The 25370-nt window shown below is 56.3% G+C and carries 8 protein-coding genes; 3 read left to right on the top strand and 5 right to left on the bottom strand.

Features of this window, described 5'->3' with window-relative positions; all coding sequences use genetic code 11:
• The first annotated feature begins 198 nt into the window (after positions 1 to 198).
• From RRF56_RS25750 to RRF56_RS25740, 3 genes are all read left to right on the top strand, one after another.
• A complete protein-coding gene (locus RRF56_RS25750) occupies positions 199 to 2274 on the top strand; it encodes an ATP-binding protein (RefSeq protein WP_317036010.1) in 2076 nt (691 codons plus the stop codon).
• Positions 2275 to 2605: 331 nt separating this feature from the next.
• A complete protein-coding gene (locus tag RRF56_RS25745; protein WP_317036009.1) occupies positions 2606 to 7774 on the top strand; it encodes a PAS domain S-box protein in 5169 nt (1722 codons plus the stop codon).
• 59 nt (positions 7775 to 7833) lie between these two features.
• The gene (locus RRF56_RS25740; protein ID WP_317036008.1) at positions 7834 to 9351 is read left to right on the top strand and encodes a response regulator; all 1518 of its coding nucleotides are present in this window, start codon (positions 7834 to 7836) and stop codon (positions 9349 to 9351) included.
• Positions 9352 to 9424: 73 nt separating this feature from the next.
• Here the strand turns inward: RRF56_RS25740 and RRF56_RS25735 are convergent, their stop codons facing one another.
• The 5 genes from RRF56_RS25735 to RRF56_RS25715 form a co-directional block, all read right to left on the bottom strand.
• The gene (locus RRF56_RS25735; protein WP_317036007.1) at positions 9425 to 15466 is read right to left on the bottom strand and encodes a hypothetical protein; all 6042 of its coding nucleotides are present in this window, start codon (positions 15464 to 15466) and stop codon (positions 9425 to 9427) included.
• Positions 15467 to 15522: 56 nt separating this feature from the next.
• Positions 15523 to 19203: a TonB-dependent receptor gene (locus RRF56_RS25730; protein ID WP_317036006.1), complete on the bottom strand. Its 3681-nt coding sequence runs from the start codon at positions 19201 to 19203 to the stop codon at positions 15523 to 15525.
• A gap of 1 nt (position 19204) precedes the next feature.
• Positions 19205 to 20572 carry a hypothetical protein gene (locus RRF56_RS25725; RefSeq protein WP_317036005.1) on the bottom strand — a complete coding sequence of 456 codons (1368 nt, stop codon included), beginning with the start codon at positions 20570 to 20572 and terminating at the stop codon, positions 19205 to 19207.
• A gap of 371 nt (positions 20573 to 20943) precedes the next feature.
• Positions 20944 to 21507 (bottom strand): hypothetical protein, encoded by a 564-nt coding sequence (locus RRF56_RS25720; protein WP_317036004.1) that lies wholly within the window; start codon positions 21505 to 21507, stop codon positions 20944 to 20946.
• A gap of 102 nt (positions 21508 to 21609) precedes the next feature.
• A complete protein-coding gene (locus RRF56_RS25715; protein WP_317036003.1) occupies positions 21610 to 24153 on the bottom strand; it encodes a hypothetical protein in 2544 nt (847 codons plus the stop codon).
• Between the last annotated feature and the right edge of the window lie 1217 nt (positions 24154 to 25370).

The raw sequence follows: 25370 nt of genomic DNA, 5'->3' as shown, positions 1-25370 counted from the left end.
AAAGGCAATTCTAGGACTGCTCACTACAACCCAGGAGGGGCATACAATTTTGGAGCCTATAGGGGTAAGCCTAGTACGAATATTACCAGGAAATGGTCGTATTTTGGACCATAGTTAGTTGGGGAGCTCCTACTGCTATAGTTTAGGCACTCTTGCTAGTAAACTCAACATGGTGCTCCTAAGGAAGGAGTTGTGCCAATGCCTGCCACCTCCACCAATGCCTCGCTGCAAACCTTAGAAGATTTACAGCTAGCCGTCTGTGAACGGTTACTGCGAGGTGTGGCGATCGCCACAAATCTGTTACTCACCGAAAGTGACCACCACGCCGCTATCAATGCTGCCCTAGGCATTTTGGGTGAGGCTACTGGCGTAGATCGCGTCTACATTTTTGAGCATCATCCCCACCAGAATAGTCAAGTACCTGCCATTAGCCAGCGATGGGAGTGGGTGGCAGAGGGGGTCGTCCCCGAAATTGAAAATCCCATGTTGCAAAATCTGCCCTACAGTGATTTTTTACCCCGCTGGCAACTAGAGCTCAATGAAAGTCGCCCCATTGTGGGGCTGATTCAAGATTTTCCCCTTTCAGAACAAGCATTGCTGGGGCCTCAGGGCATTTTGTCGATTTTAGTTGTGCCCATCAGACTCAAGGATCAAGTCTGGGGATTTGTCGGATTTGATCAGTGCAAAACGGCCCATCAGTGGAGCGAAACCGAGATTACTACCCTCTGGGCGATCGCAGGTAGTTTTGGGGGCACCATTGCTCGTCACCAGGTTGAACAGGCTTTACAAGATATCAACCGCACCCTTGAAGAGAAGGTTGAACAGCGTACTCAAGAGCTCACCCTTGCCAAAGAACAGGCCGATCAGGCCAACCAGGCAAAAAGTGAGTTTTTGGCCAACATGAGCCATGAACTGCGTACCCCGCTCAACGGCATTCTGGGCTATGCCCAAATTCTCGCCCGTTCCACAACCTTGTCGATGAAAGATCTTCAGGGTGTCGATATCATTCAGCAGTGCGGTCAACATCTGCTCCACTTAATCAATGAAATTTTGGATTTGGCCAAAATAGAGGTCGGGAAAATGACCCTGCAATCGGCCGTGACGTCCCTCCCGTCCCTATTGCAGAGTGTAGTTGACATCTGCAAAGTTAAAGCCGATCAAAAGGGGCTTAGCTTCTACTACCACCCTAGCCAGGCGTTACCCCTTGGAGTTGAGGTCGACGAAAAAAAGCTGCGGCAGGTGCTGATTAACCTGGTAGGCAACGCTATTAAGTTTACCGACAGCGGTTCGGTTACGCTCCAGGTCGATGTGCTCGACACCACCGCCGATCGGGTCTCCTTGCGCTTTTGCGTCGTAGATACTGGCATCGGCATTGCCGACACTGATTTACCCAGACTCTTCCAGGCCTTTGAGCAACTGCGTGCCCGATACCAATCGGTAGAAGGCACCGGGTTGGGTCTAGCGATTAGCCAGCAGATTATCCATCTGATGGGCAGCTCCATTGAGGTCACTAGCCGCCTAGGGCAAGGTAGCGAGTTTGCCTTTACGCTGGTATTGCCCCAGGCCGCCGCCTGGAAACCTCGACAGCTGACGGATCGTGTAGTCAACGACATCGTCGGCTACCAAGGAGCGCCACGGCGCATTCTGATCATCGATGACCACTGGCAAAATCGCTCGGTAGTCATTAACCTGCTAGAACCGCTGGGGTTTCAGCTATTGGAGGCTGACAACGGCGAAACGGGCCTAGCCCAGCTGCGATCGCACCACCCCGACCTGATCATCACCGACCTGGCTATGCCAGTTCTAGATGGCTATCAGTTCATCAATGCCGTCCGCCAAGACCGCCAGTTTCAGCACTACCCGATTGTAGTTTCGTCCGCATCGGTGTCTCAGAGCGATCAACAAATGGCCCTAGACTGCGGCGGCAATGCGTTTCTGGCTAAACCCATTGAGGCCCAGGCCTTGTTTGCCACCCTGTCTGATTGCCTAAACCTAGATTGGATCTACGCCTCCCAGGCCAATGCTGCGACGGCAACGACATCGTCTGGCTCAGAGTTGATTCTGCCTGAAAGAGGGGTTTTAAGCACCCTATTACAGCTGGCCCAGCAAGACAATATCAAAAGTCTGCGCGAGCAGTTGTTTGCCCTCCAGCAAAACGATAGCCGTTACACCCCCTTTGTCGAAGAGCTGCTCGAATTAGCCCAGCAGTTTAGAACCGAAGAAATTGAACGGCAACTGACCGCCGCCTTGGCCCGCGATCGACGGCAGGGCTGATTATGTCCCCTGGGCTGAGCCACCGTTAAGGGCTAATGACCTAGGCCCCTGCAAAGTGGAATACAACCCTTCGGGCTGGGGTAGAGCCGCCTTAAGTATTCGCTAGGCCTAGGTTTCAGGGGTTTATGCCAAATTCTATCTGCTGTTGAAGAGGCTATGCTAAGTAGACAGGTCTAGTGCAAGAGCGTTGTAGGGCAAGCTGCCGCGACAACTCACTCTGTGATGCATGAGTGATGCATGAAGGTGCTCTACTAATCGTCACAATCTCTTTCAACCGCTCTTCCCACTAGCTTGCTAAACAACTCAGTTTCGCCCCGCACTCTCGGTCACTATGGTTCTACCAGCACCCTCAGCCGACAGCGATCGCCTGCGCAATATTGCTCGCCATATCCCTGGGGTGATCTATGAATTTGTTCAATATCCCGATGGCCGTATGGCCTTTCCCTACACCAGCGACGGGCTTCTAGAGCTTTACGGCCTTTCCCCCGAGGCGGTGCGCGAAGATGCCGCTCCTATGTTTGCCGCCGTGCATCCTGAAGATCTAACCTACTTAGCTGAGTCGGTTCAAGTTTCTGCTGCGATGCTTACCCCCTGGTGCTGCGAACATCGCATTTATCATTTAAACGGAAACCTGCGCTGGGTACAGGGCAACGCCACACCCCAGCGCGCCTCCGATGGCAGCATCCGCTGGTACGGTTACGTTCGCGATATTACCGAGCAAAAAGCTAGCCGACTGGCCCTTGAGGCCAGCGAACAGAAGCTGCGCCGGGTGATCGACACCATCAATGGCCTGGTGTTTATGGTTGCCCCCGATCTCACCTTGAGCTTGCTCAGCCCCGCTGTGGCTGCGGTGACCGGATACGCCCCAGACGAGTTTCAGCATTGCCACCTTGCCGAGGTTACCCACCCTGACGATCTGGCCCATTGTGTCGAGCAGGTGCAGGCCTGTCTGCGTGGCGAGGGTAGCCGCCGTATAGAGTTTCGAGCCTTACACCGAGACGGGCACTACTACTGGTACTCCGCCAATCTATCACCGTTTACCGCCGAGGATGGGGCCACAGTCTCCTGTTTAGGCATTGCCACCTACATCGACGATCGCAAGCGGGCAGAACTGGCCCTGCAAGAGAGCGAGGCTCGCTACCAATTGCTAGTGGCAAATGTGCCGGGGATGGTCTACCGCTACTTGCCCGGTAGTGAAGGCGGTGCCTTTACCTATGTCAGCGCAGGCTGTTATGAGTTGTTTGGGCTAGAACCAGCCCAGATACGGCAAGATGCCAACCGGGTTTGGGGCTTAATTCATCCCGACGATATGCAGTCGCTGCAAGCCTCTATCGCCAGTGCGGTAGAACGCTGTGCCGCCTGGTCATGGGAAGGACGGTTCACCACTGTAACCGGGCAACTGCGCTGGCTTCAAGGCCGTTCCCGCCCTCAGTTAACCTCAGATGGGCTGGTGTGGGATGGCCTATTGATCGACATCACGGCCCTAAAGCAAACCGAAGCGGCGCTGGGCCAGGAAGTAGCCTATCGCCGCGCCCTCTTTGATGCCTCTGGTGATGGCATTGTGGTGTTAAGTTCAGCGGGTCAGGTTCTAGAGGCCAACCACAGCTTTGCTGCGATGCTAGGCTATTCGCTAGATGAGACCATCGGTCTCCATGTGGCTGATTTTGACGCTGACCCAGAGGCGTTCGACGAGCAACAAGAGACCGACAAACTGTGCCTCGATCGCTTTGAGCGGCGACATCGGCGACAAGATGGCTCAACCTATGCTGTAGAAATTTGCGCCAGCGCCGTTCAGTGGAATGGGCAGTCGGTGCACCTCTGCGTGTGCCGCGATATTGAGGAACGCCAGCGGGCTGAGCTGGCTCTGGCCGCCAGCGAAGACCGGTTTCAGCGGTTAACTGCCGCTTCGCCGGCGGTGATTTATACCGTGGTAGAGAGCACAGAAGGCATTGTGCGCTTTGACTATATCAGTCCGGCGGTGGAAGAAGTCGATGAAATCTCGGTGGCTGCCGCGATGGAAAATGGGGCGCTGCTTTCTGAGCAAATCTACCCTGAGGACCGGGAGCGATATCTGGCTACCTACAGGGCTAGCCTCCAGGCGATGACCCCATTTAGCTGTGAGTGGCGGATTATTACCTCATCGGGCAAAACCAAGTGGCTGCAGGCCAATTCGCGGCCAGAACAGCGCCCCAATGGTGAGGTGGTTTGGCACGGCATTACGCTAGATAAGACTCCTGAAAAGCAAGCCGAGCTAGAGATCATCGCACTTCAATCGGCCCTGCTAGAGGCCCAGGACATTGCCCACATTGGCAACTGGACGTTTGATCTGGCCAGCCAACGCATTACTTGGTCGCCAGAACTGTTTCGCCTATTTGGCTTAGATCCGTCAGAGGGTGAGCCGACCTACGAGGCTTACCTACAACTGATCCACCCTGACGATCGCCCTCTGTTGTTGCAGGCAATTGAACAGGCCATTACCCAAGGTACGCCCTACAAAATTGACTATCGCGCCCTGCTGCCCGATGGCAGTATCCGCTACCACGAAGGGCGGGGCAAGGTTGAGCGCGATGGCACTGGCCAAATCATCCGGCTGTTGGGCACTGGCTTAGACATTACCGAGCGTAAACATACCGAATTGGCCCTGCAAGCCAGTGAAGCCCGCTTTCGAGTCATCTTTGACCAGGCCGCCGCAGGTATCAATCAAATTGATGCTTCGGGGCGCTTTGTTGAAGCCAACCAGTACTATTGCGATCTCCTAGGCTACACAAAAGCCGAATTGATGGAGCTAACCTTTGCCGATGTTATGCACCCTGAAGATCTGGCGCAGCGCCAGGCTCAAATGGATCACGTTTTCTATGGTGAGATTGACTACGTAGCCTATGAAAAGCGCGATCGCCACAAAAATGGCGACTGGATTTGGACCAAAATTAGCATCTCTGTACTGCGCGATCAGGCAGGCCAGGTGGTGGGCAACCTGGCGGTGGTGGTCGACATTCGCGATCGCAAGCGCTACGAAACAGCGCTGCAAGATTCTCGACAGTTATTACAAACCGTGCTCGATACAGTACCCCTGGCCATCTTTTGGAAAAATCGTCAGTCGGTGATTCTCGGCTGCAACCAGCAGTTTGTACAGGCGTCTGGGTTAACGACCCCAGATGAGGCCATTGGTAAAAACACCTTAGATCTGGGGTATACGGCTACCGAAGCCCAAGCCTATATCGAGACCGATGGCCAGGTGATGGCATCAGGCGTTCCCAGAATTGGGGTTCAAGAAACCATCACCCCAGTCGGGGGAGAACAGCGGTGGGTCGAAACCAACAAGCTGCCGCTGCGAGACTGGACGGGCAATGTGATTGGCGTGGTAGGTACCTTTCAAGACATTACCGAGCGCAAGCAGGCAGAAGCAATTATTCGCCAACAGGCGGAGCGAGAAACGGTGCTGCGAAAGATTACCCAGCGCATTCGTCAGTCCTTAGATCTAAGCGCTATTCTAAATACCGCTGTTGAGCAAATGCAGCACACGCTGCAGACCGATCGGGTCGCCGTGTATCAGTTTCGTCCCGATTGGAGCGGTGACTTTATTGCCGAAGCGGTGCATGATCCTTGGGTTAAATTAGTAAATTCTGACATTCAAAGAGTTTGGGAAGATACCTACCTACAAGACACCCAGGGCGGGCGATTTAAACACCACGAAACAGTGGTCGTTGCAGACATCTACCAGGCTGGCTTGCAGCCCTGCCACATTGAGCTTTTAGAACAGTTTCAAGCCAAAGCCTTCGCGATCGCCCCGATCTTTTTTGGAGACACCCTCTGGGGTTTACTGGCCATTTATCAAAATGCGACCTGCCGCCAATGGCTCGATTGGGAAGTTGAATTACTACAGCAGATTGCCGACCAATTGGCGATCGCCATTCAGCAGGCCAGTCTGTTTGAACAACTCCAACAAGAACTGACCGAACGCCAGCAGGCCCAGCAGCAGCTCAGCGAGCGCAACCAAGAGCTGGCCGTTGCCAACCAAGACCTCAGCCGGGCCACCCGTCTCAAAGATGAGTTTTTGGCCAATATGAGCCACGAACTCCGCACTCCTCTAAACATCATTCTAGGGTTTGCCCAGCTGCTCAACGCCGATCGATCCCTTCCGGCGCAGCAGCGAGACTACGTCAACATTATGTACAGCAGCGGCAATCACCTGCTGCATTTAATTAACGACATCCTCGATCTGTCTAAGATTGAAGCCAACCGCATCACCCTAGATCCCGAAAGTATTGATCTGTTGAGTTTGCTTCACGATCTCCAGGCCATGTTTCAAGATCGCGCTGCCGATAAAGAGCTTTACTTCACCCTGGCCTTGGCGTCAGATCTCCCTCAGTACATCGTCACCGACCCCAATAGGCTCCGCCAGGTGCTAATCAACCTACTGGGGAACGCCATTAAATTTACGGTGTCAGGAGGCATTACGCTGCAAGTTAGTCTGCAACCCCTAGAGCCGGAGGTCGTAGCGTCTAGCTCAGCAGAGAGCCCTAGTCCATCCTCTATGGGGCTTTGTTTTGCCGTTACAGACACGGGCACAGGCATTGCTGAGACAGAACTCGCCGCCATTTTTGATGCTTTTACCCAGGCTAAGACTAACCATATTGCCTTGGAAGGAACAGGGTTAGGCCTGGCCATTAGCCGCAGTTTGGTTCAGCTCATGGGCGGAACCCTCATGGTTAGTAGTCGCTTAGGGCAGGGAAGCACCTTCCAGTTCACCCTACCCCTAGAGTTGGCTAACGCCGAAGATGTGATCTCAGACGACAGGCTTGGCCCAGTGATTGGTCTAGCCCCAGGGCAACCGGTCTACCGTATTTTGGTGGTCGATGATCACCCCGAAAATCGGGCTCTACTGATGGCGGCCCTTGCTCAAACTGGCCTGGAAATCGAGGAGGCTAGCGATGGGGTTATGGCGATCGATCGCTGGCGAGAATGGCGTCCCCACCTGATTTGGATGGATCTGCGTATGCCAGGAATTGACGGCGGTGAAGCCACCCGTCGCATTCGTCAGGAGGCCCAGCACCAGGGCGAGGGTAACGGCCCAATTATTATTGCCCTGACCGCCCAGGCCTCTCGGGATGAGCGCGCCCGTGCCCTCGCCGCCGGTTGTGATGACTTTGTCAGCAAGCCCGTTCAGATTGATCAGCTGTTCACCAAGATGGCTGACTATCTTGGCCTCCGCTATCGCTATGCAGCAGCATTAGATCAAGATAGTCAGCCGCCTGTTCTCCAAGGGGCTTCTCGCCGCCTAAATACCAGCGATCTCCAGGTCATGCCCCCCAGCTGGATCGCCGCCCTCCATCAAGCGGCTATTCTCTGCGACGGCCAAGACACCACCCAACTGATTCAGCAAATTCCGGCTGAGCACCGGCTTTTGATAGACAACCTCAACCGGCTGCTGCAAGAGTATAAGTTTGAGGTGATTATGCAACTCAGCCAGCCAGCTCCAATCGCGGGGTCTGGCCCCTAGCCGCTGTTGCGATCGCCTCCTAATGTTGCCAGGAGAGCCAGAGACGTTGGAGGGAAGAGATGCGGATTCTATTGGTTGATGATGACGAGCTCTTGACCCAGCAGCTAGCCGATTTTTTGGTGTCGCAACTCTACACCGTAGACATCGCCCTAGATGGCGATTCCGGCTGGAACTACGCTCAAGCCGCTGACTACGATCTGATCGTCTTAGACATTAACTTACCTAAGCTCAACGGTATTCGTCTCTGCCAAAAACTCCGCCAGGCCCAATACAGCAAGCCGATTTTGCTGCTCACCGCCCAGGGCGATACCTCAGACAAAGTGGTTGGTCTCGATGCTGGAGCCGACGACTACTTAGTAAAACCCTGCACCCTCAACGAATTATCAGCCCGCGTTCGGGCTTTACTGCGGCGTTCAAGTACCCTGAGTGATCCGATTCTGCGATCGGGAGATTTGTGCCTTGACCCCAGCACCTGTGAAGTGAGCTATCGAGGACAACTCCTGTCTCTTTCTCCCAAAGAATATGGGTTGCTTGAACTCTTTCTACGGCATCCCCAACGAATTTTTAGCAGCAGCAGCATCCTTGAGCACCTCTGGAACTTTGACGACACCCCCGGTGAAGAAACCGTCAGAACTCACATCAAACGCCTACGGCGCAAACTCAAAACCGCTGGGATAGATACCCTGATTGACACGGTCTATGGCATGGGCTATCGGCTTCAGCCACCCTCTGCCGAGACCCCCGATACCGAAAAAGAAGCTCTGAGAAATGAGGTTCGTCAAGCCGCGATCGCCCTGTGGGATAAATTTAAACCGGCCACCTGCAGACGACTGATTAGCCTAGAGCAAGCGGTGGCGGCGCTGCAATTGGGGCCACTACCCGAACCCTTGAGGCAGACAGCTCTCGTGGATGCCCATAAATTAACGGGGTCCTTAGGCATGTTTGGCTTTCCAGAAGGCTCTCGGCTAAGTCAAGCCATTGGGCACTGGCTCAAAACCCCCAATCCCGAAGCTGTCAGCCAACTTCAAGCCTTAGTGGTGGCGCTCCAAGCAGAATTACAAACATCGCCTCAGCCGTCAGAGGCCATGCAACCGCCGCCGTTGGCAAAGACTCAAGACATCTCCTCTAGCCTTTCCCCCGCGTCAAAACCTTCCCTCAGCTCTAACGCACCCCTCAAAGTTCTGGCTGTAGATGACGATAGGGCGATCCTAGAAGTGCTACAAACGATGCTCTCTCGCTGGGGTATTGAGCCTATCACCCTGAGCAATCCACTACAGGTGTGGACCGTTTTAGCCCAAGAATTACCCGACTTACTGATCCTCGACATCGACATGCCAGATCTCAACGGTATTGACCTCTGCAAACTCATTCGCGATGACGATACCTGGAATGGCTTACCGATTCTATTTTTGACGGCCCACCGAGAGGAAGATACGGTGCTAAAAATCTACAGGGCTGGGGCCGATGACTACGTCGCTAAGCCCTTTACTGAGCCAGAAGTCATGACTCGTATTTTCAATCGCATCGAGCGAAACCGTCTCTTGCAAACCTGGCGCAAACCATCCAGCCGTCAGTAGACGGTATAGGGTTCACGGAGAAAGCCCTCTCCGTGAACCCTATACCGCGAACCTTTTTTCTAGACAATCCGTGCTAGTCGATGCGGCCCCGAAAGCGGACAAAGCCGTAGGCTCCTGGCGGATCGCCTGCCCCTGTGGCCGGAGGTAAAGTTCCCAGGTTGGCCACGATCGCCCCGTTAGTGTTGTTGCCGCAGCCCGACAGGCGGGCGTCAAGGCTGGTCAGGTTGGTGCCGGGTGGCACATACTGCCCCACGTCACCATCGCTGCTGTTAGACAGCGCCACCGAAATGGGGTAGGGGTTGGTGCTCGACTCAGTGCCCAGACCCAGCACAATGCCGCGATCGCCCCCAGCAGTCGTCACCCCCGGCACAGGATTGGGACCACTGGCCGCCGCTGTACCATTAAAAGCATCGGGAATAAAAGACACATTGGCGGGCACTAGGTCGCAGAACAAGGCGTTTTGGGCCGGAACTGTGCCGCTGGAGAGAAAGTAGATGGTAAACTCCACCGTGTCGCCGGGCTGCATGTCCGAGGTCATCTGCCCCCGCAAAAAGTTGCTGGGCCAGTGGGGGTGGTTGTCGTCCTGGTCGCGGGGTGCCGCTACATAGTTGGGGCCAGGGGTATTGATGCCATCCACCAGGTTCGTCAAGGGAGTGCCATTAACTGCCGTAATTCGTTTTACCAACAGAATTTCTGGGGCACTGGCGATCGGTCCGGCATGGCCCAGGTTGTTGCCGCTGCTGATCGAGCCATCGACCGTGGCGATCGCCACCGTTGGTAGTGGGCTGGTGGTCAGGCTATGCCCCGCCGGTAAATCGGGATCGTCAATATCTAGCGTCAGCAGAAAATTGCCGGTGCGATTAACCGCAAACGAAAAGTCGCCGCTGGGATTACTCACCTGACTACTGAGCAGCTTGTCGGTGGCCTCAAGAGTGCCGTTGCCGTTGAGATCTTCGTAGAGCCACACTGTAATGTTGGCAGTGCCACCTTCACTACCGTTGAGGGTGCCATTGCCGTCACTGTCTAGAAAGACCCGCCCCGAGATGATGTTTTCCCCACTCCCAGCGATCACCGTTGTGTCTTGGGTGGCGCTGTTGTTGGTGGTGTCGCTGTCGTTGGTCGAGGCCACCGTGGCGGTGTTGACCAAGATGCCCGAAACTTGAGGCGTAACCTGCACAGCGATCGCCACACTGCCACCGGCTGGAATCGTACCTAAGCTACAGGTAATGGTGCCGCCACTTTCGCTACAGGTTCCCTGGTCCGGGTTGGCCGAAACAAAGGTGACTCCGCCGGGCAGGGTATCGGTTACGGTCACGCCCGTGGCGCTGGTGGTGGCGTCGCCGTTGATGGCGGTCACGGTGTAGGTCAGCGGGCTGCCAATGGTCACCGGGTCGGCATTATCGGTCTTCGTCACGGTGATATCGGCTGTGCCCCCACCCCCTAGGCTATTGGTCACGGTAGCTGTGTTGTTAGTGGTGTTGGGGTCTGGCGTTGGGCTGTAGGTCGTCGCAACGTTAGTGAACGGCGATGCGATCGCACTATCTACCTGCACAGTTAGCGTCAGCGTCGAGCTATCGCCAGGCGCTAGGGCACTGCCCAAGGTACAGGCAATATCTGGCCCCGCCGGAGCCGTGGGACAGCTCCAGCCCGTCCCCGTCCCCGACACGTAGGTCAATCCATCGGGTAGCTGATCTTCCAGGGTGATGGGCGCTGCTGCTGCACCGCTGCTAGAGACCGCATTGGTGACCACTAGCGTGTACTGAGCCTGCTGCCCCGCGACAAAGGCCGTCGCCGCCGTTTTAGTCAGTGACAGATCGGCACTGGTTGTAATCGTGGTGGGGTCAGTATCGCTGGCGCTGGCGGTTGCGCTAGCGCCAATAAACACGCTGGCCGAGTTGGTTACGCTGTTGTTGCCCACGGGGGTGCCAGCGCCCACGTTCACGGTCAAATCGACCGCATTACTGGTACCAGGGGCCAGATCGTCGTCGCTGGTGCAGGTCACAGTAGTGGTGCCGGTACAGGTCCAGCCCTGTCCCACGGCAAAGGCAAAACTCAGGTTTCCCGGTAGAGTGTCAGTAATTCTGAGGGTGTCGGTAATGGTGGCATTGCCTGTATTAGTGATGGCCAGGGTATAAGTACCCTGCCCACCCACCGGAAAACTACCAAAGTGGCTCTTATTTAAGCTGAGGGATTGGACCACGTTTTGCACCGAGTTACTGGTGCTGCTGCTGTTGTTGCCACCCGTTGGATCGGGGGTCGTTCCACTGACTGTCGCCGAGTTGACCACCGTTGCGCCACCGGCTGCCGAAACCGAGACCTCTAGACTGATGGTGGCGCTAGCACCTACCCCCATCGTGGTATTGCGGGTACAGGTTATCGAGGTGCCCGCGCTACAGCTAAAGCCGTCGCCCGCCCCCGAAACAAAGCTCAGTCCCGCTGGTAAAGCATCGGTAACCGTGATCGGTGCCACGCTGGGAGAGGGGCCATTATTGGTCACCTTGAGCTGGTAGGTTGCCGTCTGCCCAGTTACCAAGTTGCCTACCAGGGTCTTAGCAATGCTTAGATCGGCTTGCTGGGCGATCGCCGTGATAAGGGTATTGCTGGTGTTATTGGCCGTGACGGTTTCCCCACTAACAGTGGCCACCGTAGCCGTGTTGCTAATGCTAGCCGGGGTGGTGCTGCCTACCAGCACCTTGAGATTCAAAACCGTGCTGGCCCCTGGGGCAAGGTTGCTGTAGTTGGTGCAGGTTACGGTTTGCCCGGCGGCAGAGCAGATCCAGCCATTGCCACTGCCGGAGAGGTAGCTCAATCCTGTAGGCAAAGTATCGGTCACCACCAGAGGGGCCACCGCTACGGTCGTACCGACGTTGCTGACGGTCAGAATGTAGGTGCCCTCCTGGCCCAGAGCAAAGTTGCCCGTGTCGGCCTTGGTAATGCTTAGATCAGGGTTGGCCGCCGCTACGGTGGTAGTAGCACTAGCGTTATTGTTATCGGCGTTCGTATCCCCAGGGCTACTGACAGACGCCGCGTTGGTAACCGAGCCACTGGCGGTAGGCCGGACAGTGAGATCGATCGCACTGGTAGCTCCGGCGCTGAGGCTATTGGTGTTAATGCAGGTAACGGTGCGACTAGTAGCCTCAAAGCTACAGCTCCAGCCTGAGCTGCCCGAGGCCGACGCCGCTGATACATAGGTCAGCGCGGCGGGCAGCACGTCTTTGACCGTAATCGGCTGACTGGTCGCTAAGGTGGTGCTGGTGTTAGTCACCGTTAGGCGATAGACGCTGTCAACGTTTTGGGCAAAGCTGCCGAATGCCGTTTTGGCAAGGCTAAGGTCAGGCCCCGGTACGGTAGTGGTGGCCGTAGATACATTGTTAGTAGGGATGATATCAGTCCCCGAAGACGGAGTCACCGTCGCGGTGTTAGCTACATTTCCGGTAAAGCCACTGCCGACCGTGCCCGTAATCGCAAACTGCACGTAGCCCCCACCTTGGACATTCGCCTTTCTTAGGCTGATGGTGTTGACTTCAATCGTGTTGCCCGTACCGCTAAGGGGGTTGGTGTTGGTGCCATTGCACGAGTTACTGCCGTTGCCTACGCCAGCATTGGGTTCCGGCACAGAACAGGTCCAAGCCACATTGGTAATAGTGCTGGGAACAACGTCCCGCATTGTGACGCCAGTATCATTGCCGTTGCCGGAAGATTTATTGTTGACCCGCACTGTGTAGGCGATCGGGCTATTGGGGCCCGTAGGCGCAGTGGTCAAGGTCTTGATAATTTCTAGATCGAGGGTACCTGCCGCTACAGTCGTATTGTCAGAACCACTGTTGTTCGTCGTTTGGGTTTCGCCAGGGGTAGAGACCGTTACGGTGTTGGTAAACGTTCCGGTCGTCGTAGGTGTGACCGTCAGCAAAATGCTGCTGCTCTGGTTCGGGGTGAGTGGGCCAGGGTTGGTACAGGTCACATTAGGGGCCGCAAAACTACAGCTCCAGCCCGAGCTACCAGCGGCGGCGGTTGCCGAAACGTAGGTAAAACTTGTGGGCAGTGTGTCAACGACGGTGATCGGGCCGGTGGTGCTGGCTACCCCCTGGTTGGTCACCGTAATGGTGTAGGTGCCTTGAGCACTCTGAGCAAAATTGAGGTTGTTGTCCGTTTTGCTGACGATCAGATCGGGAACAGGCTTGCTGGTATCGGTGATGTCGCTGGCGGTGTTGTCAGCAGGGTTGGTATCAAAGCTGCCACTGCTGACGGTGGCGGTATTGGTAACGCTGGGGGTAGCCACATCAGGGTTAACGTTCACCGTTAGGGTTAAACCCGAGGTTTGGCCATTGTTGAGACCGCTAGGGTTGGTGCAGATCACCGTCTGGCCATTGGCCGTGCAGCTCCAGCCACTGCCGCTGGCGCTACTGTAGGTGAGCCCAGCCGGTAGCGTGTCGATAATCGTGAGCGGCCCAACCGCGTCAAACCCACTGCTGTTGCTGACGGTGAGGGTATAGGTGCCGGTGGTACCGGTGACAAAGGTGGCTGGGCTGTGGGTTTTGGCCAACTGAATATTTGGCCCCTGCACAATGGTGGTAGGGTCGGCGGCGCTATTGTTGCTGAGGTTGGGGTCGCGAGTTGCGCTCGTCACCGTGGCCGTATTCACACTGTTGCTGGCGGCACTCGAATCGACGGCAACGGTGAGATTAAAGGCAGAGCTGCCCACCGGTAAGTCGTTGGGGTTGGTGCAGGTCACGATTTGACCGTTGGCCCCACAGCTCCAGCCGCTACCGCTGGCGGAGACATAGGTAAAGCCCGTAGGCAGCGTATCGGTAACCGTGATTGGGCCGCGCGCTAGGTCAGGGCCATTGTTGGTAACGGTTAGGGTGTAGGTATTGTTGCCGGTGGCGAAGTTGCCGCTGTGGCTTTTGGTTAAGCTGAGATCGGCCTGGCGATCGACCACGGTAATGGTGGTGCTGCCCAAACCAACCTGGCTGCCGTAGTCGGCGTTGTAGTGGTAGCTACCACCCGAGAAGTCAAGAATCAGGTGGTTAACAGTGTGGTTTTGGCTGCTGGTGTTGCCGGGGCCAGTAGACAGCACTTTGATGGTGTATTCAGTGACCACCGTATTGCCGACTTTGCCATCTCCACTGGTGTCTTTGTCGCTGATTAAGGGGTAGTTGCAGTTGTTGGCGCTGGTGCGGTAGCCGGGGTAAGACGGATCGCTGATCCAGCCGCAGGCGTTGGCGTAGATGCTGCTATTAACAAAGCCAGGATCGCTAGAGTAGGTGGTTGAAACGTTGAGAATCTGAAAAACAATGTTGGGGAAATCAGAGCTGATGGTGAGCTGGGGATAGCCGGTGGCAGTTTGAGAGGTGAGGCGAAAGGTGTAGGTACCGCCCACTTCCACAGTCATGCTGCCGGGGGTAGTCAGGTTCTCAAAGCTGAGCACGTCATTGCGCGCCTGGGAGAGAATGCTCTCGACATAGAGCTGCCGAGGGTGGCCGGTGTCGTACTGGCCCGTGTCGGGGTAGCTGTTGGTATCGACCACGCCTGCATTGTCGGCTACGGCCTCAATTCGGAAGCGTTGAGCCGTGTTGTAGGCGGCTGCATTGCGAGATACCGTGACGACGTAATAGGCGTCAAAGCAGTTGGCGGGTTTGGCCGCGACTACGTGGTGATTGGGGGGTTTAGGGCCAGAGGGCAAGCTGTCGGTTTGCCAAATGTCACTATTGAGGCTGTTGACGATAGTCATATACGGGTTGGTCGCCCCTTCCCGCACAAACCGAACTCTGAGGTTTTGGGCAGGTTCTGCCCCAATGTTGCAGACCCGTGCTCCAGTCAAATACTGGTTGGGGCCTTGGTTGACGTTATTGCTGTCTAGCCCCACCATGTCCCAGGTGAGCGGTTCGATAGAAAGGTTGGTGGCCGCCATTGCTGGGGCCAAAGGCCACAGACCACCAATTTGAAGCACGGTAAGGGCACAGGTGAGTAGCGCCATCAGCCCGTAGCGGCGATAGCGGCGCAGGGTTGGCCTCCATTTTCCCCACCGCTGCCAGACCTTAGCAAAGCGTTTTACCCCGTGCCGACGGCGAGGAGCGGAGGAGCGGAATTGGTAGCGGGTATAGAAACGGGGCATGGCTAGCAAATCTACAAACTGCACAGGGTGAAACAGGGAAGGAGTAAGCCCAGGGGCTACTCGGGCAGGGGCACTGGCGTGGGTGGGGCAGAGTCGTCGTCGATGCTAAACCCCTCTAGCAACGAGTTGTCGAGCTTGAAGGTGAGGCCGAAATAGGGGCCTCCCGCCGAGCGAGAGCCGTTGAAGTCGCGATCGTAAACACCGCCAAAGCTATAGCCCGCCGAGAACCGCAGGTTTGGGTTCAGGTAGTAGCCCGCCTCCAGGGAGAAGCCGGTTTCGCTATAGCCTGCGCTGGGCTGGGTGATCCAGCGCGCTTCACCGACGAGATCCCACTGGTAGCTGAGCCGATAGGTGGCTCGCAATTGAGCCAACGATACGGTGCTGCTGCCCACGAGGTCTGAGGCCAGGTAGGAGGTGCTGTTGCGCAGGGCGAACTTACCGTAGAATTCCCACTGCCAGTCAGGAGCATAGATTGCCTCGGCAGAAAAGACATGATCTTCGGAGCCGCTGCCGCTGCCCTGCAATAGGCTCTCGGGCAGTAGACCTGGGTTGCGACGATACTCGTAGCGCATGAGGGCATTGAAGACATCGCTGTCGGGGTCGCGGTAGGCCAACCCCAGCCGCAGGTTGGTGGTGTCACCCAGCCCTGTCAGCAGTTGATTGGCGGCGCTGGCCTGCTGAAATCGCCCCAGCACTGTGAGAGATGGGGTCAGCCGCCCTCGGGCATCGGCAGAGATCAGCGTGTTAGAGCCGCTGCTGGAGGTGCGGTGCTCAAAACGAGCGTTGGCCTGAACGTCGGGGCTACCGGTGTAGGACAGCCCAACACTGTAGCTGCTGCCGCCAGTGGGGGCTAACGCGGCGGCAGACTGACCGACGGCGTAGGGCTGGGCAAACTGAGTACCCGCCCCGGTGACCAGATTGTTGCTTTGAAACACATGCTCGTAGGCCAAGTCGAGCTGGAGGCCGGGGGCCAGAGTAACGCCCTGCTGAATGCCGACCGAACCCGACATTTGCCCCCGATCAAACATTGAGAAGTTGCCGGTCAGTCGGGTGTCTGATCCCAACTCGTAGTTGCCCGAGAGATACAGAGAGGTGATGGAGTCGTTGTCAAACTGCCCCCCATTGAGCACCTGGTGGGTGACCCCTAGGCTAATGCCGGGGTAGATTTGCCAGTTAAGGCCGAGCAGGCTGCGGTTGGGGTAGACGGCATCGGCGCGGGCGGCCAGGGTGAACTCGTTGAGGGCGGTGAAGGTGACGTTTTCGGCGATCGGCATAGTCGCCATCGAGCGAATCTGGTCAGTTACCGTGCTGAATTCGGGACTAATGCGATCGCGGCGATCGCGGTGAATCCAGTCAATGGAAGTCGTAGCGCTACCGATGCGCTGCTGAATGCCCGCCGTGATTGTCGTCAACGAATTGTCTAGGGGCTGACCAGGGGCTGCGACAACCCTTGGCGATAGCAGTGGCTCTAGGGCCGTGAGGGTTGCAGGCGCAATGCCATAGTTGTCTTCGTGGTCGTAGCCAAAGCGCAGGGTGGTGGTTTCCGACAGAGTCGCCTGGAGTTCGGCTCCGTAGCGGCGTTGGCCGGGGACAAAGCTGGTGGTGGCATTGTTGGTAAAACCGGGAGACACCTCCTGCCAGTAGGCCCGTCCCGCCAGGCTGTCGCTGAAGGTGTTCGTGACCTCCAGGCGATAGGCATCGCCCGAGACTGGGGTAGCGTTGACCAGGCTATTGGTCGAGTGGGCATATTCGGCCAGCAGCAGACCGCCAGTGCCAAACCGCACCTGGGCATCGACCCCGTAGAGCTGAAACTGCTGGGCCGCCTGGTCTTCTTGCAGGTAGGTGGCCCCCAGCCAGCTGGCCAGGGCCGAATCGCGATTGAGGTGGTAGCGCAGCCGACCGCCGTAGAGACTGGTGCTGCCGCCGCCTTCGTGTTGATAGGTGGCGACAATGCGCCGCACCAGGGTGCGCCCCTGGCTATCGACGGCAGTACGCAGCACCGGCTGGCGAAACAGCACCGTACCGCGATCGTAGTCAATTTCGTAGTCGGGACCCCGGCTGAGCTGCTGGCGATCGAGCACCTGGCCAGGGCGGTTGAGTTCTTCTAGCTCAAAGTAGATCGCCTCACTGCCGGGCACTAACAGACGGCGAGAGAGAAAGTAAAAGCCGCTGGTGCCGTCGGGGGCCAGGGTATCGCGCTGAAACCCTTGAATATTGTTGCCGTAGATGGCAGACAGTTGCAGGTTGCCCAGGTTGTAGTTGCCGCTAAAACCGTGGAGCGAGCGGCTGACGCTGCTAAACAGCTGCGAGGAGGTAGCAAACTCACCGGTCTGGTAGTCTCCCCACATCACATAGTCAGAACCCGCATTGGGCTCAGGGGAGGTGCGCTCTAAACGCAGGTAGAGACTGTCGGTGGAGGGGGCCAAGACCTCTGAGGTGGAGTCATCGCCGTAGACGGGATAGGCGCGATCGCAGCTTTGATAGTTGCGAAATAGCGGCACGGTGCCGTCGCAGCCCTCGTTAAGGGCGCGATCGCTGCGGTAAGCCCCGGTAAACCGCCAGTCCCCAAAGGAGGTGATGGCAAAGGCTCCACCCCGCAGAGCTAGCTCAGTCCCCCGTCCGCCGTCAGCGGGCAAAAAATCGCGGTAGCGGCTGTAGAAATCGGTGCCACCGTTCCCCAACCGCAGGTCAACCACTCCCGTCAGCAGGGTTGGCCTGAGTTCGGTGATAAACTCGACCTGGGTATAGGCTTCTAGCTCGGCGCGAGCGGCGCGAATCGTCACCTGGCCTGGAGTCAACCCCGTTTGCAGGGTAGCGTTAAACGCGCCGCCGTCGGTTTCAACTTGAAACCCCTCCTGACCAGGGTTGTGATCGTCGCCGACAAACTGGCCTTGGCTCGCCTGTAGGGTCACCACGGTATCCTGACTGGCCAGATTGCCCTGGGCGTCTAACAGCTGTCCCTGCACAGACACCGTAGAGCGACCGTCAGCCGTTACCCGACTCTCCAGTGTGGTCACAGCCAGACGGGAAATTGTGCCGCGCACTTGTACCTGTAGGTCAGCCCCAGCTAGCGTCTCGCCCTGGAGTTGACCCTGGGCCGATAATTGGTTGTTGCCCGCATTCAGCGTTACCCCGTACCAGGTTTGGGTAACCAGGCCGGTTTCCCCGTTGGTCTCAGTGCGGCCAATCAGATCGTCACCCACCGGGCTGCCGTTCACCGTCAGGGCGATCGCACTGCCGATAGGAAACTGTAGTGTCACGGTTGTTGAGGGGATATCGAGCACCGCCCCCGACTCGGGAGTCACAAAGCGAATGCTTGGCTGGGCTACCGGGTCTGCTACGGCTGGGGGCTCCGGCATGATCGGTGCAGCCACGGCCTCTGACGCCAATGGTTCACTAGCCCACGGGATTGTTGCAGGCGTGGGAAAGGCTATCTCGGCTATCTCCAGCTGCGTATCAGACCGGTTGGTCTTGCCATCTGAAGCCGAGAGAATGGCCCGGGGAGAAAACTGAGGTGCTGCGGTTTCAGGGTTACTTTCAGGGGCGATCGCAGTATTGGCCACCTGGGCAGTATTGGCCACCTGGGCTGGTCCCGTTACCTGGACTACCGCTGCTTCGCTGCCTGTCACCAGCGGTTTTGTCGGAGCCTGGCTTGCGGCCAACGATGCGCCGCTGCTCACAACTAGGCCCACATTGCCCAGCAAAATAACCGTCTTCTGAAGCTGATTAAAGGCCATATTAGTTCTCTCCCCGCTGGGACTGGGGCCTGACTCCAAAGTTCATCCGCACCATGCCGCCGGGGGCCAGATGCACCAGCCGCGAGGCGCTATTGCGCTCAATAAAGACCCGGTTGGGCGCTAGCTCATAGCCCGGAATACTCAACGGATCGAGGGTGCCGGAGCGGTAACCCGGCAGCACATTGGCCAGCGAAAAAATGCCCCGTTCATCGGTGGTAATCCGATTGCCGTCGTCTAAAAAGATCACCGCGTTGGCTAGGCCTGGTTCTCCAGGCTGCTGCTCACCGTCAAAGTTGTGGTCTTCAAAGACGCGTCCAATCAGGGTGCCGCAGTCGGAAAGCAGGCCCGGATCAATGCGCAGGCGGTGGCTGGCTGGCCCATCGCGGAGTATCGCTCCGGTATCGCTGCGGCGAGCGGTAACTACCGCTGAATTGCGCCCTGTGCCACGGGCGGCATCGGCGGTCAACTGCACGGCATAGACCAGGTTAAGCGCCTCACCCACGGGCAGCGATACCCCGCCATCCAGCTGAAGTTCTACGGTGGAGCCAGACTGGCTCACCTGCACCCCATAGCTCTGAGCCCCTATCATTGCCCGGGCCGATCCTGCCACCAGCCGAAAGCCCAGGGGTAGGGTATCGGTAAAGCTAAACTCCTGTAGCGCAATGTCGGTCTGGTTGCGCACGACGAGGCGATAGATGACGGTGTCGCCTGGCTGGGCCACTGCGCGATCGCCGGTCTTAATCAGCTGGAGTTGCCGAGCGTTGCACAGGGTGGTTACCAAGTTGAGGGACGACAGTTGAAGACCCACCTGGGCCGCATCGCTCACCTGAATCGTCTGTTGGTCCACCTGGGTGGCACCGTTGGCGGCGATCGGCTGCCCATCGAGAGACGTAGCCAGATAGCTAATCACGCCGCCGCTATTGCTGGTGATCTGGAGCTTAACCCGCCGCTGCCCGTAGACAGTACCGGCAGGAGGCGTGATCACCAGCAGGTAGGTGCGCCCCACATCGGTTTGCCCCTTACTGGGATCAAACAAGAAGTTGTAGGTACCCTGGGGCGATAGGTTGTAGGGGTTGGCGTTGGTGCCATTGGGGGCTAGCCCCCCAGGTATGCCATTGTTGGGAATATTGGGTAACTCGGTAGGCGTGAGCGCCACCAGCGACCCCGGTTCTGCCTGGAGCGGATCGCCAGGCAGCGGATCGTAGAGAGCCGCTGTGAACCCCAGGTAGTTGGCCAGGGGCCGACCACCACAGTCCAAAAGTTGGCCAAAGGGATCGATTAAGGATAGCCCTAGCGACAGGGAGCTACTGCCCGTCCAGGTGTCTGCACCATTGCCAAAGGTGTAGGTGTAGGTGGCCTGATTGTTCAAACTGGGTTCAGGCGACGGCTGTGCTCTTAGGGGATGAGCTAGACCCAAGGCACAGGTTAGCGCCAGGCAAAACCCAAGCAGATAGGTCCAACAGTTTTGCAGCCTTCGCCTTGGCGAGATACCTGCGCGGAGCCTTCTTGGCCGAAGCAGCGCCCGCCCCCAATGCCTAATTTGGCTAAAACAATGCGTACCCATTCAAGTGTCTCAAAAATGATTTAAGAAGGTTTGGCAGCAGGGCTAAAGCCACAGCCATTTGCAGAACGCCTCAAAAATTGACACAAGCTCTCTGTCCTAAGAAGGTCCGCAGCTTCTCAGGCGGGTGCTCATGGCTGAGGGAGGGCGATCGCGGGGTTTCCCGCGATCGCGTGCTACTACTTCACCGCGATGTCATAGCTAACCTGCACCGCTACCTCAGGCTCCAATGCCTGGGCAAAGTCCCAGCGAATGGTGGTATACGCTTCAGCCGGGGCAGGCTCCAGGGTGACGGTGCCATCCTCCTGCACCACCTCCACCAGAGGCTCGGCGACAAACGACTCGCCACCATCAATGCTGTAGGTAATGGCTGCACCTTCATTGCCAGTGGCCGTTGCCAGCACGTAGGTCATCTGGGAGGGAATGGCCTGGGTAATCACCAGGTTCTTAGCCGGTATTTCCCCGGCGTTTTTCGAGCTAATGGTGTAGCGCAGCACATCCTGGGGTTGTACCGTAGCTTCTCCCTCTAGCGGTTGCCAAACCAGCTGCGATTGGCCCTGGTCGTCCACGGTCTGCACCTGTTTAGCCGCCTCTAGCACCAGCTTGACCTCTGGGCGCAGCACCTGCTGGGCTAGCTCGGCTGTGGCGACTCGGAGCTGAGCCAGTACTGGACTGCCCTTAGCCAAGGGCACAATGACACAAGTGGCCAAAACGGCTAAACCTAAACCAAGCGAGCGTTTCATAGTTATTAACCTGATTCAAAAGTATGGGCAATAGGCAAGGGATGATGGTCGTCCTTGGGGACCGAGACTGTGGTAGAAACCAATGCCTCTGTCCCCGATGGACTAATTGACAATCCGTCGCAGAGTAAGCGCACCACCCGTCTGAGGTGCCAGAGACGGAATGGTGTTGACATACCGGGTCACCGCTGTACCCGAAGCTGGATCGGTGGTGCCCAGCAGCACCGCGCCGTTGAAGAACTGCAGCGTGCCCCGGCTCGCCACCGTGTTCTGTCGGTGGGTGGTGATGGCTGCCCAGGTGTTAGGAGCATTGGCTCCATCCTCAGTAATGACAAACGCACTGCCGGTCAACACCCCATTACCGCCGCCAGTGGCAGGCTGCACTTCAGAGATGTTCTGGTAACTAATTTGGTATTCCACAAACTGACCCGGTTCAGGTCGCCGCGTGGGAGTTGCACTAAACGCTTCCAACTCGGTGATTCCATCTCGGTCGAGAATGCGGGCGGTCTTCACCAGGGTGATAAAGCCGGGATAGACACGATTGTTGGTGAAGTTGTAGACCGTCTCCGTGGCTGGGTTAAAGTCACCGTTGCCGTTGTTATCGACAAAGGCCAGCACGGGAATGGTGTATCCCTGAATTTGGGGCGTACCCGTCGGCAGGTTCACCGTCACCGTGTAAGACTGCTGCTGGTTCGGGTTCAGCGTTCCAATCACCACGGGCGCATCGTTGGAGGTAAAGCCCGCCGCCGCTGTATAGGTATAGGTTGCGGTCTGGCCCCCAAAGGCAATGGTGACGATGGTGCCGTCTGGGATCTCGTCGTTGAGGGAGGTGTTGTTGTTGCGATCAATGCCGTGAATTCCACCTGTTAGTGCCACTGCCGCATCGGGGGCGTAGGGCAGCAGCTTGACGTTGTCTAAGTTGGTGGCAACGGTATTTCTGACGGTGTTGGTGATCGTCACCGCCAGCGGATCGCTAAGATCACCCTGCACCCCAACCGGACTAACGGCAGTATCAATAGTGGTAGCAACGTTCGTGAAGTCGTCATTGGCATTGGTGGGGCCAGTGGCGTTAGGAACATTGTTAGGGCCGTTCAGTAGGGCACTGTTCGTCAGCGGTAGGGCCGAGATCAAGGTCACATTTGACTCTCCGCCAGGGCCCGTGCCCGTGTTGTTGTTGTTGGTATCGGGGTCGTTGGGGTCAGCGGCACCGGTCCGAGGGGTGGTGGTGAAATTGCTAATGTCAGGATTGACTGGGAAAATACCATCGTCATAGTTGTTAGGACGCTGGTCTCCCGACTCGTCATAGACCAGCCGATTGTTCGGGTCGCCAAAGGTTTCACCAAAGATTTGGCCCATGTTGGCAACTGTGCCCCCGGTGGCTGGTAGACCACTGGTTACCACGGTAAACCTGAAGTCATTGACGGTAGTCCCCGGCGCTAGGGCACCGTTAACCCCGGCGTCATAAATAAAGCCAATTCGCGTAACGGTGGTGACGTCAGCGGGCGGGGTGGTCGTCCAGGTCACCCCACTGATGGGGTTTTCAAGGCCGCTGTAGGCGTCATCAATGGAGTAGACCGGAATCCAGTTGCCGTTGGGGACCAGGGGAGTGATGCCATCCCACACCGTGTTGGGGGGTACGGTGGTAGATACCAAAATCCGCTGGACAGCAGTGGCCCCAGTGCCAGTATCGAGATTAATGGTCGTGCCTTCTAAACTTCCCGCCGGAAAGCCAGGTTGAGGATTGTTGGCCACTCGAAAGTCGAGATCGTAGGTGATGGTATCGTCGCGGGCATCGTTGACGTTGGCCCCCGGTGCGGTGGTCGAGGTCATCAGCAGGGTGGTCTGCGCTAGCGGCCTAGGGGCGGTAGCCAAAAACTCTTCATGGGAGGCAGCGGCCTCTCGTTCACCGTTAGCCGGAGTGAGGGCGAGATCGGCATCTAGGGTGCGCAGATCGTTGGCATTGGAGGCAGTATCCGAATCGTCGCGGATATTTTGCTGATTTTGCGTGCCATCGGCGGGCGCAGTGGTGTTGTCGAGGGTGTTGCCAAACTGTACTTTTACCGAGTCGCCAGCGTTGGTAGCGGTGACGGCCATGGTGACGCGCACTTTAAAGTTGCCGTCAGCCGGAATCACCCCTGTGGTGTTAGGGAAATCAGCACCTAAAGCAGCCGTTGTGCCTCCCCCTACTGGTACCAAAATGGGGGTAGTCAGTACAACACCATTTACTTCAACAATCTCTACGGCGGTGATAGTGCCTCCCGTCGCCAAGGTTCCAAGCGCCGTTGCCCCTGGAATGTGGACGTAGGCATCGGCGTTGCCGGTGTTGGTGACTAAGAAATCGAAATAGAGGGTGTCGTTGGTGGCGATACTGCCGCCGTTGGTGTCGGTAAACCCGGCATCGCTGACCGTCAGGCCCCTCACCTCTTCTACGATGATGGTGACCCGGTTGGATATGGCATCGAAGTTGGTCGTACCATCGCTATAGGTAGCGGTGGCTTCGTTGATAATACTGGTGCCCGCAGCGGTTCCCTCGGCTAAAACGGGATAGAGAAAATGGAAAACGCCACTGGTAGCGATCGCCATAATCACTAGGGGGCGAAATTTCTTAGATGGCACGGGGGAATGAATCGGCATAGATATATTTTTCATGATTGATGAGTGACGAAATAGAATCTGCACAGCCTGTCCAGGCTGAACGACTCACATCAGCATCGCTAACCCGGTAGCGATGCTTGGGCGATATAGAGACTAGCCCTAGAACCAAGACGCACCTTCTACTCGTTGCCGCATTTTGACATCAGAACCTAATCGGGCCTTATACGGTAGAGCTATAGTTCCCTTTTTATAAAATTTCTAACCGCCCGTACCAAAACTATCAAAAATCTCCTAGCAGGGTCATTCCCCACCTATCAAGATTAAGCCATTTCAACGAGATCAAAAAGCTATAGCACAAATACTCAAAACAGCTATTACTTGACTACGTAGTTTCGCGAAACAAAGACAAAGGTCAGCAGGCAATTCCACCAATAAAACTGCTTTGCCTAAACAAAAAACAGGGTTAGAAAGCATAAAGTCAATACATCCTGCCATCAAGATCGACAATAAAAATAGGGTGGATAAATCACAGAAGTAATTCATCCACCCTATCCACAGCAAAGTAAAAATGCAGGCCTACAAACACCTCAACGCCATGCCTACCAATTAATTGGACGATCGGCAGACCTCCTGTCATCGCAGAAAAAGAGGTAGCCAGCCTATCTATGCCGCAAAATATTGACCGAGACAACGAACAAGCCTTAATTTGTTCTTACAAAACAAGAATATTAATAATCCGGAATTAAAACACAATTATTCATGGCTATTGAACATCACATTTCAACACAGATAATGACCGCTTTCTTCACCTCGGCCATGCAACATTGCCGATTTAATCCATGATCAGGGTTGATTTCATAGGTCACACCGAGCAGCAGCACAGCTCGTCGCAATAATTTATGGCTCTTCAATAATTGTCGGCGCTGACTTTTTAGATAGCTAGCTAGTTTCACCTAAGTAATGCCATTTTCTTTTTCCGTATTTTCACGGATGCTGGTTAACAGTCCGTCCATTCAATCAGGCCACTGCTTTAGCAGTTTAATTACAATCATTAATTCTGCTTGCTCAAGAGCCTCCTACACTTAGCCAATCTCCAAAGAAGCAGTCCATAAATTTTGCCAGACCTCTTCAGATTTTTCTGCGCGCTCTTGGCTCGCAATATATAGAGGTGCACCGAGGAAATGATAGGGCGCGATCGCCATAGCAGAGCCAGTCAGCTCAGATAAACCTAGAGACTGGAGGATACGATCGCGCCCTGACCCTTACTCCGG

The sequence above is a fragment of the Nodosilinea sp. E11 genome (assembly GCF_032813545.1).
Classification (GTDB): domain Bacteria; phylum Cyanobacteriota; class Cyanobacteriia; order Phormidesmidales; family Phormidesmidaceae; genus Nodosilinea.
Note: the sequence above shows the minus strand (reverse complement) of the source record. Positions and strands in the feature narration are given on the sequence as shown.

What these genes read in the sequence shown, in the direction of transcription:
- RRF56_RS25750 (WP_317036010.1), top strand. Translation starts at nt 199, where the DNA reads ATGCCTGCCACCTCCACCAATGCCTCGCTGCAAACCTTAGAAGATTTA.
- RRF56_RS25745 (WP_317036009.1), top strand. Translation starts at nt 2,606, where the DNA reads ATGGTTCTACCAGCACCCTCAGCCGACAGCGATCGCCTGCGCAATATT.
- RRF56_RS25740 (WP_317036008.1), top strand. Translation starts at nt 7,834, where the DNA reads ATGCGGATTCTATTGGTTGATGATGACGAGCTCTTGACCCAGCAGCTA.
- RRF56_RS25735 (WP_317036007.1), bottom strand. Translation starts at nt 15,466, where the DNA reads ATGCCCCGTTTCTATACCCGCTACCAATTCCGCTCCTCCGCTCCTCGC.
- RRF56_RS25730 (WP_317036006.1), bottom strand. Translation starts at nt 19,203, where the DNA reads ATGGCCTTTAATCAGCTTCAGAAGACGGTTATTTTGCTGGGCAATGTG.
- RRF56_RS25720 (WP_317036004.1), bottom strand. Translation starts at nt 21,507, where the DNA reads ATGAAACGCTCGCTTGGTTTAGGTTTAGCCGTTTTGGCCACTTGTGTC.
- RRF56_RS25715 (WP_317036003.1), bottom strand. Translation starts at nt 24,153, where the DNA reads ATGAAAAATATATCTATGCCGATTCATTCCCCCGTGCCATCTAAGAAA.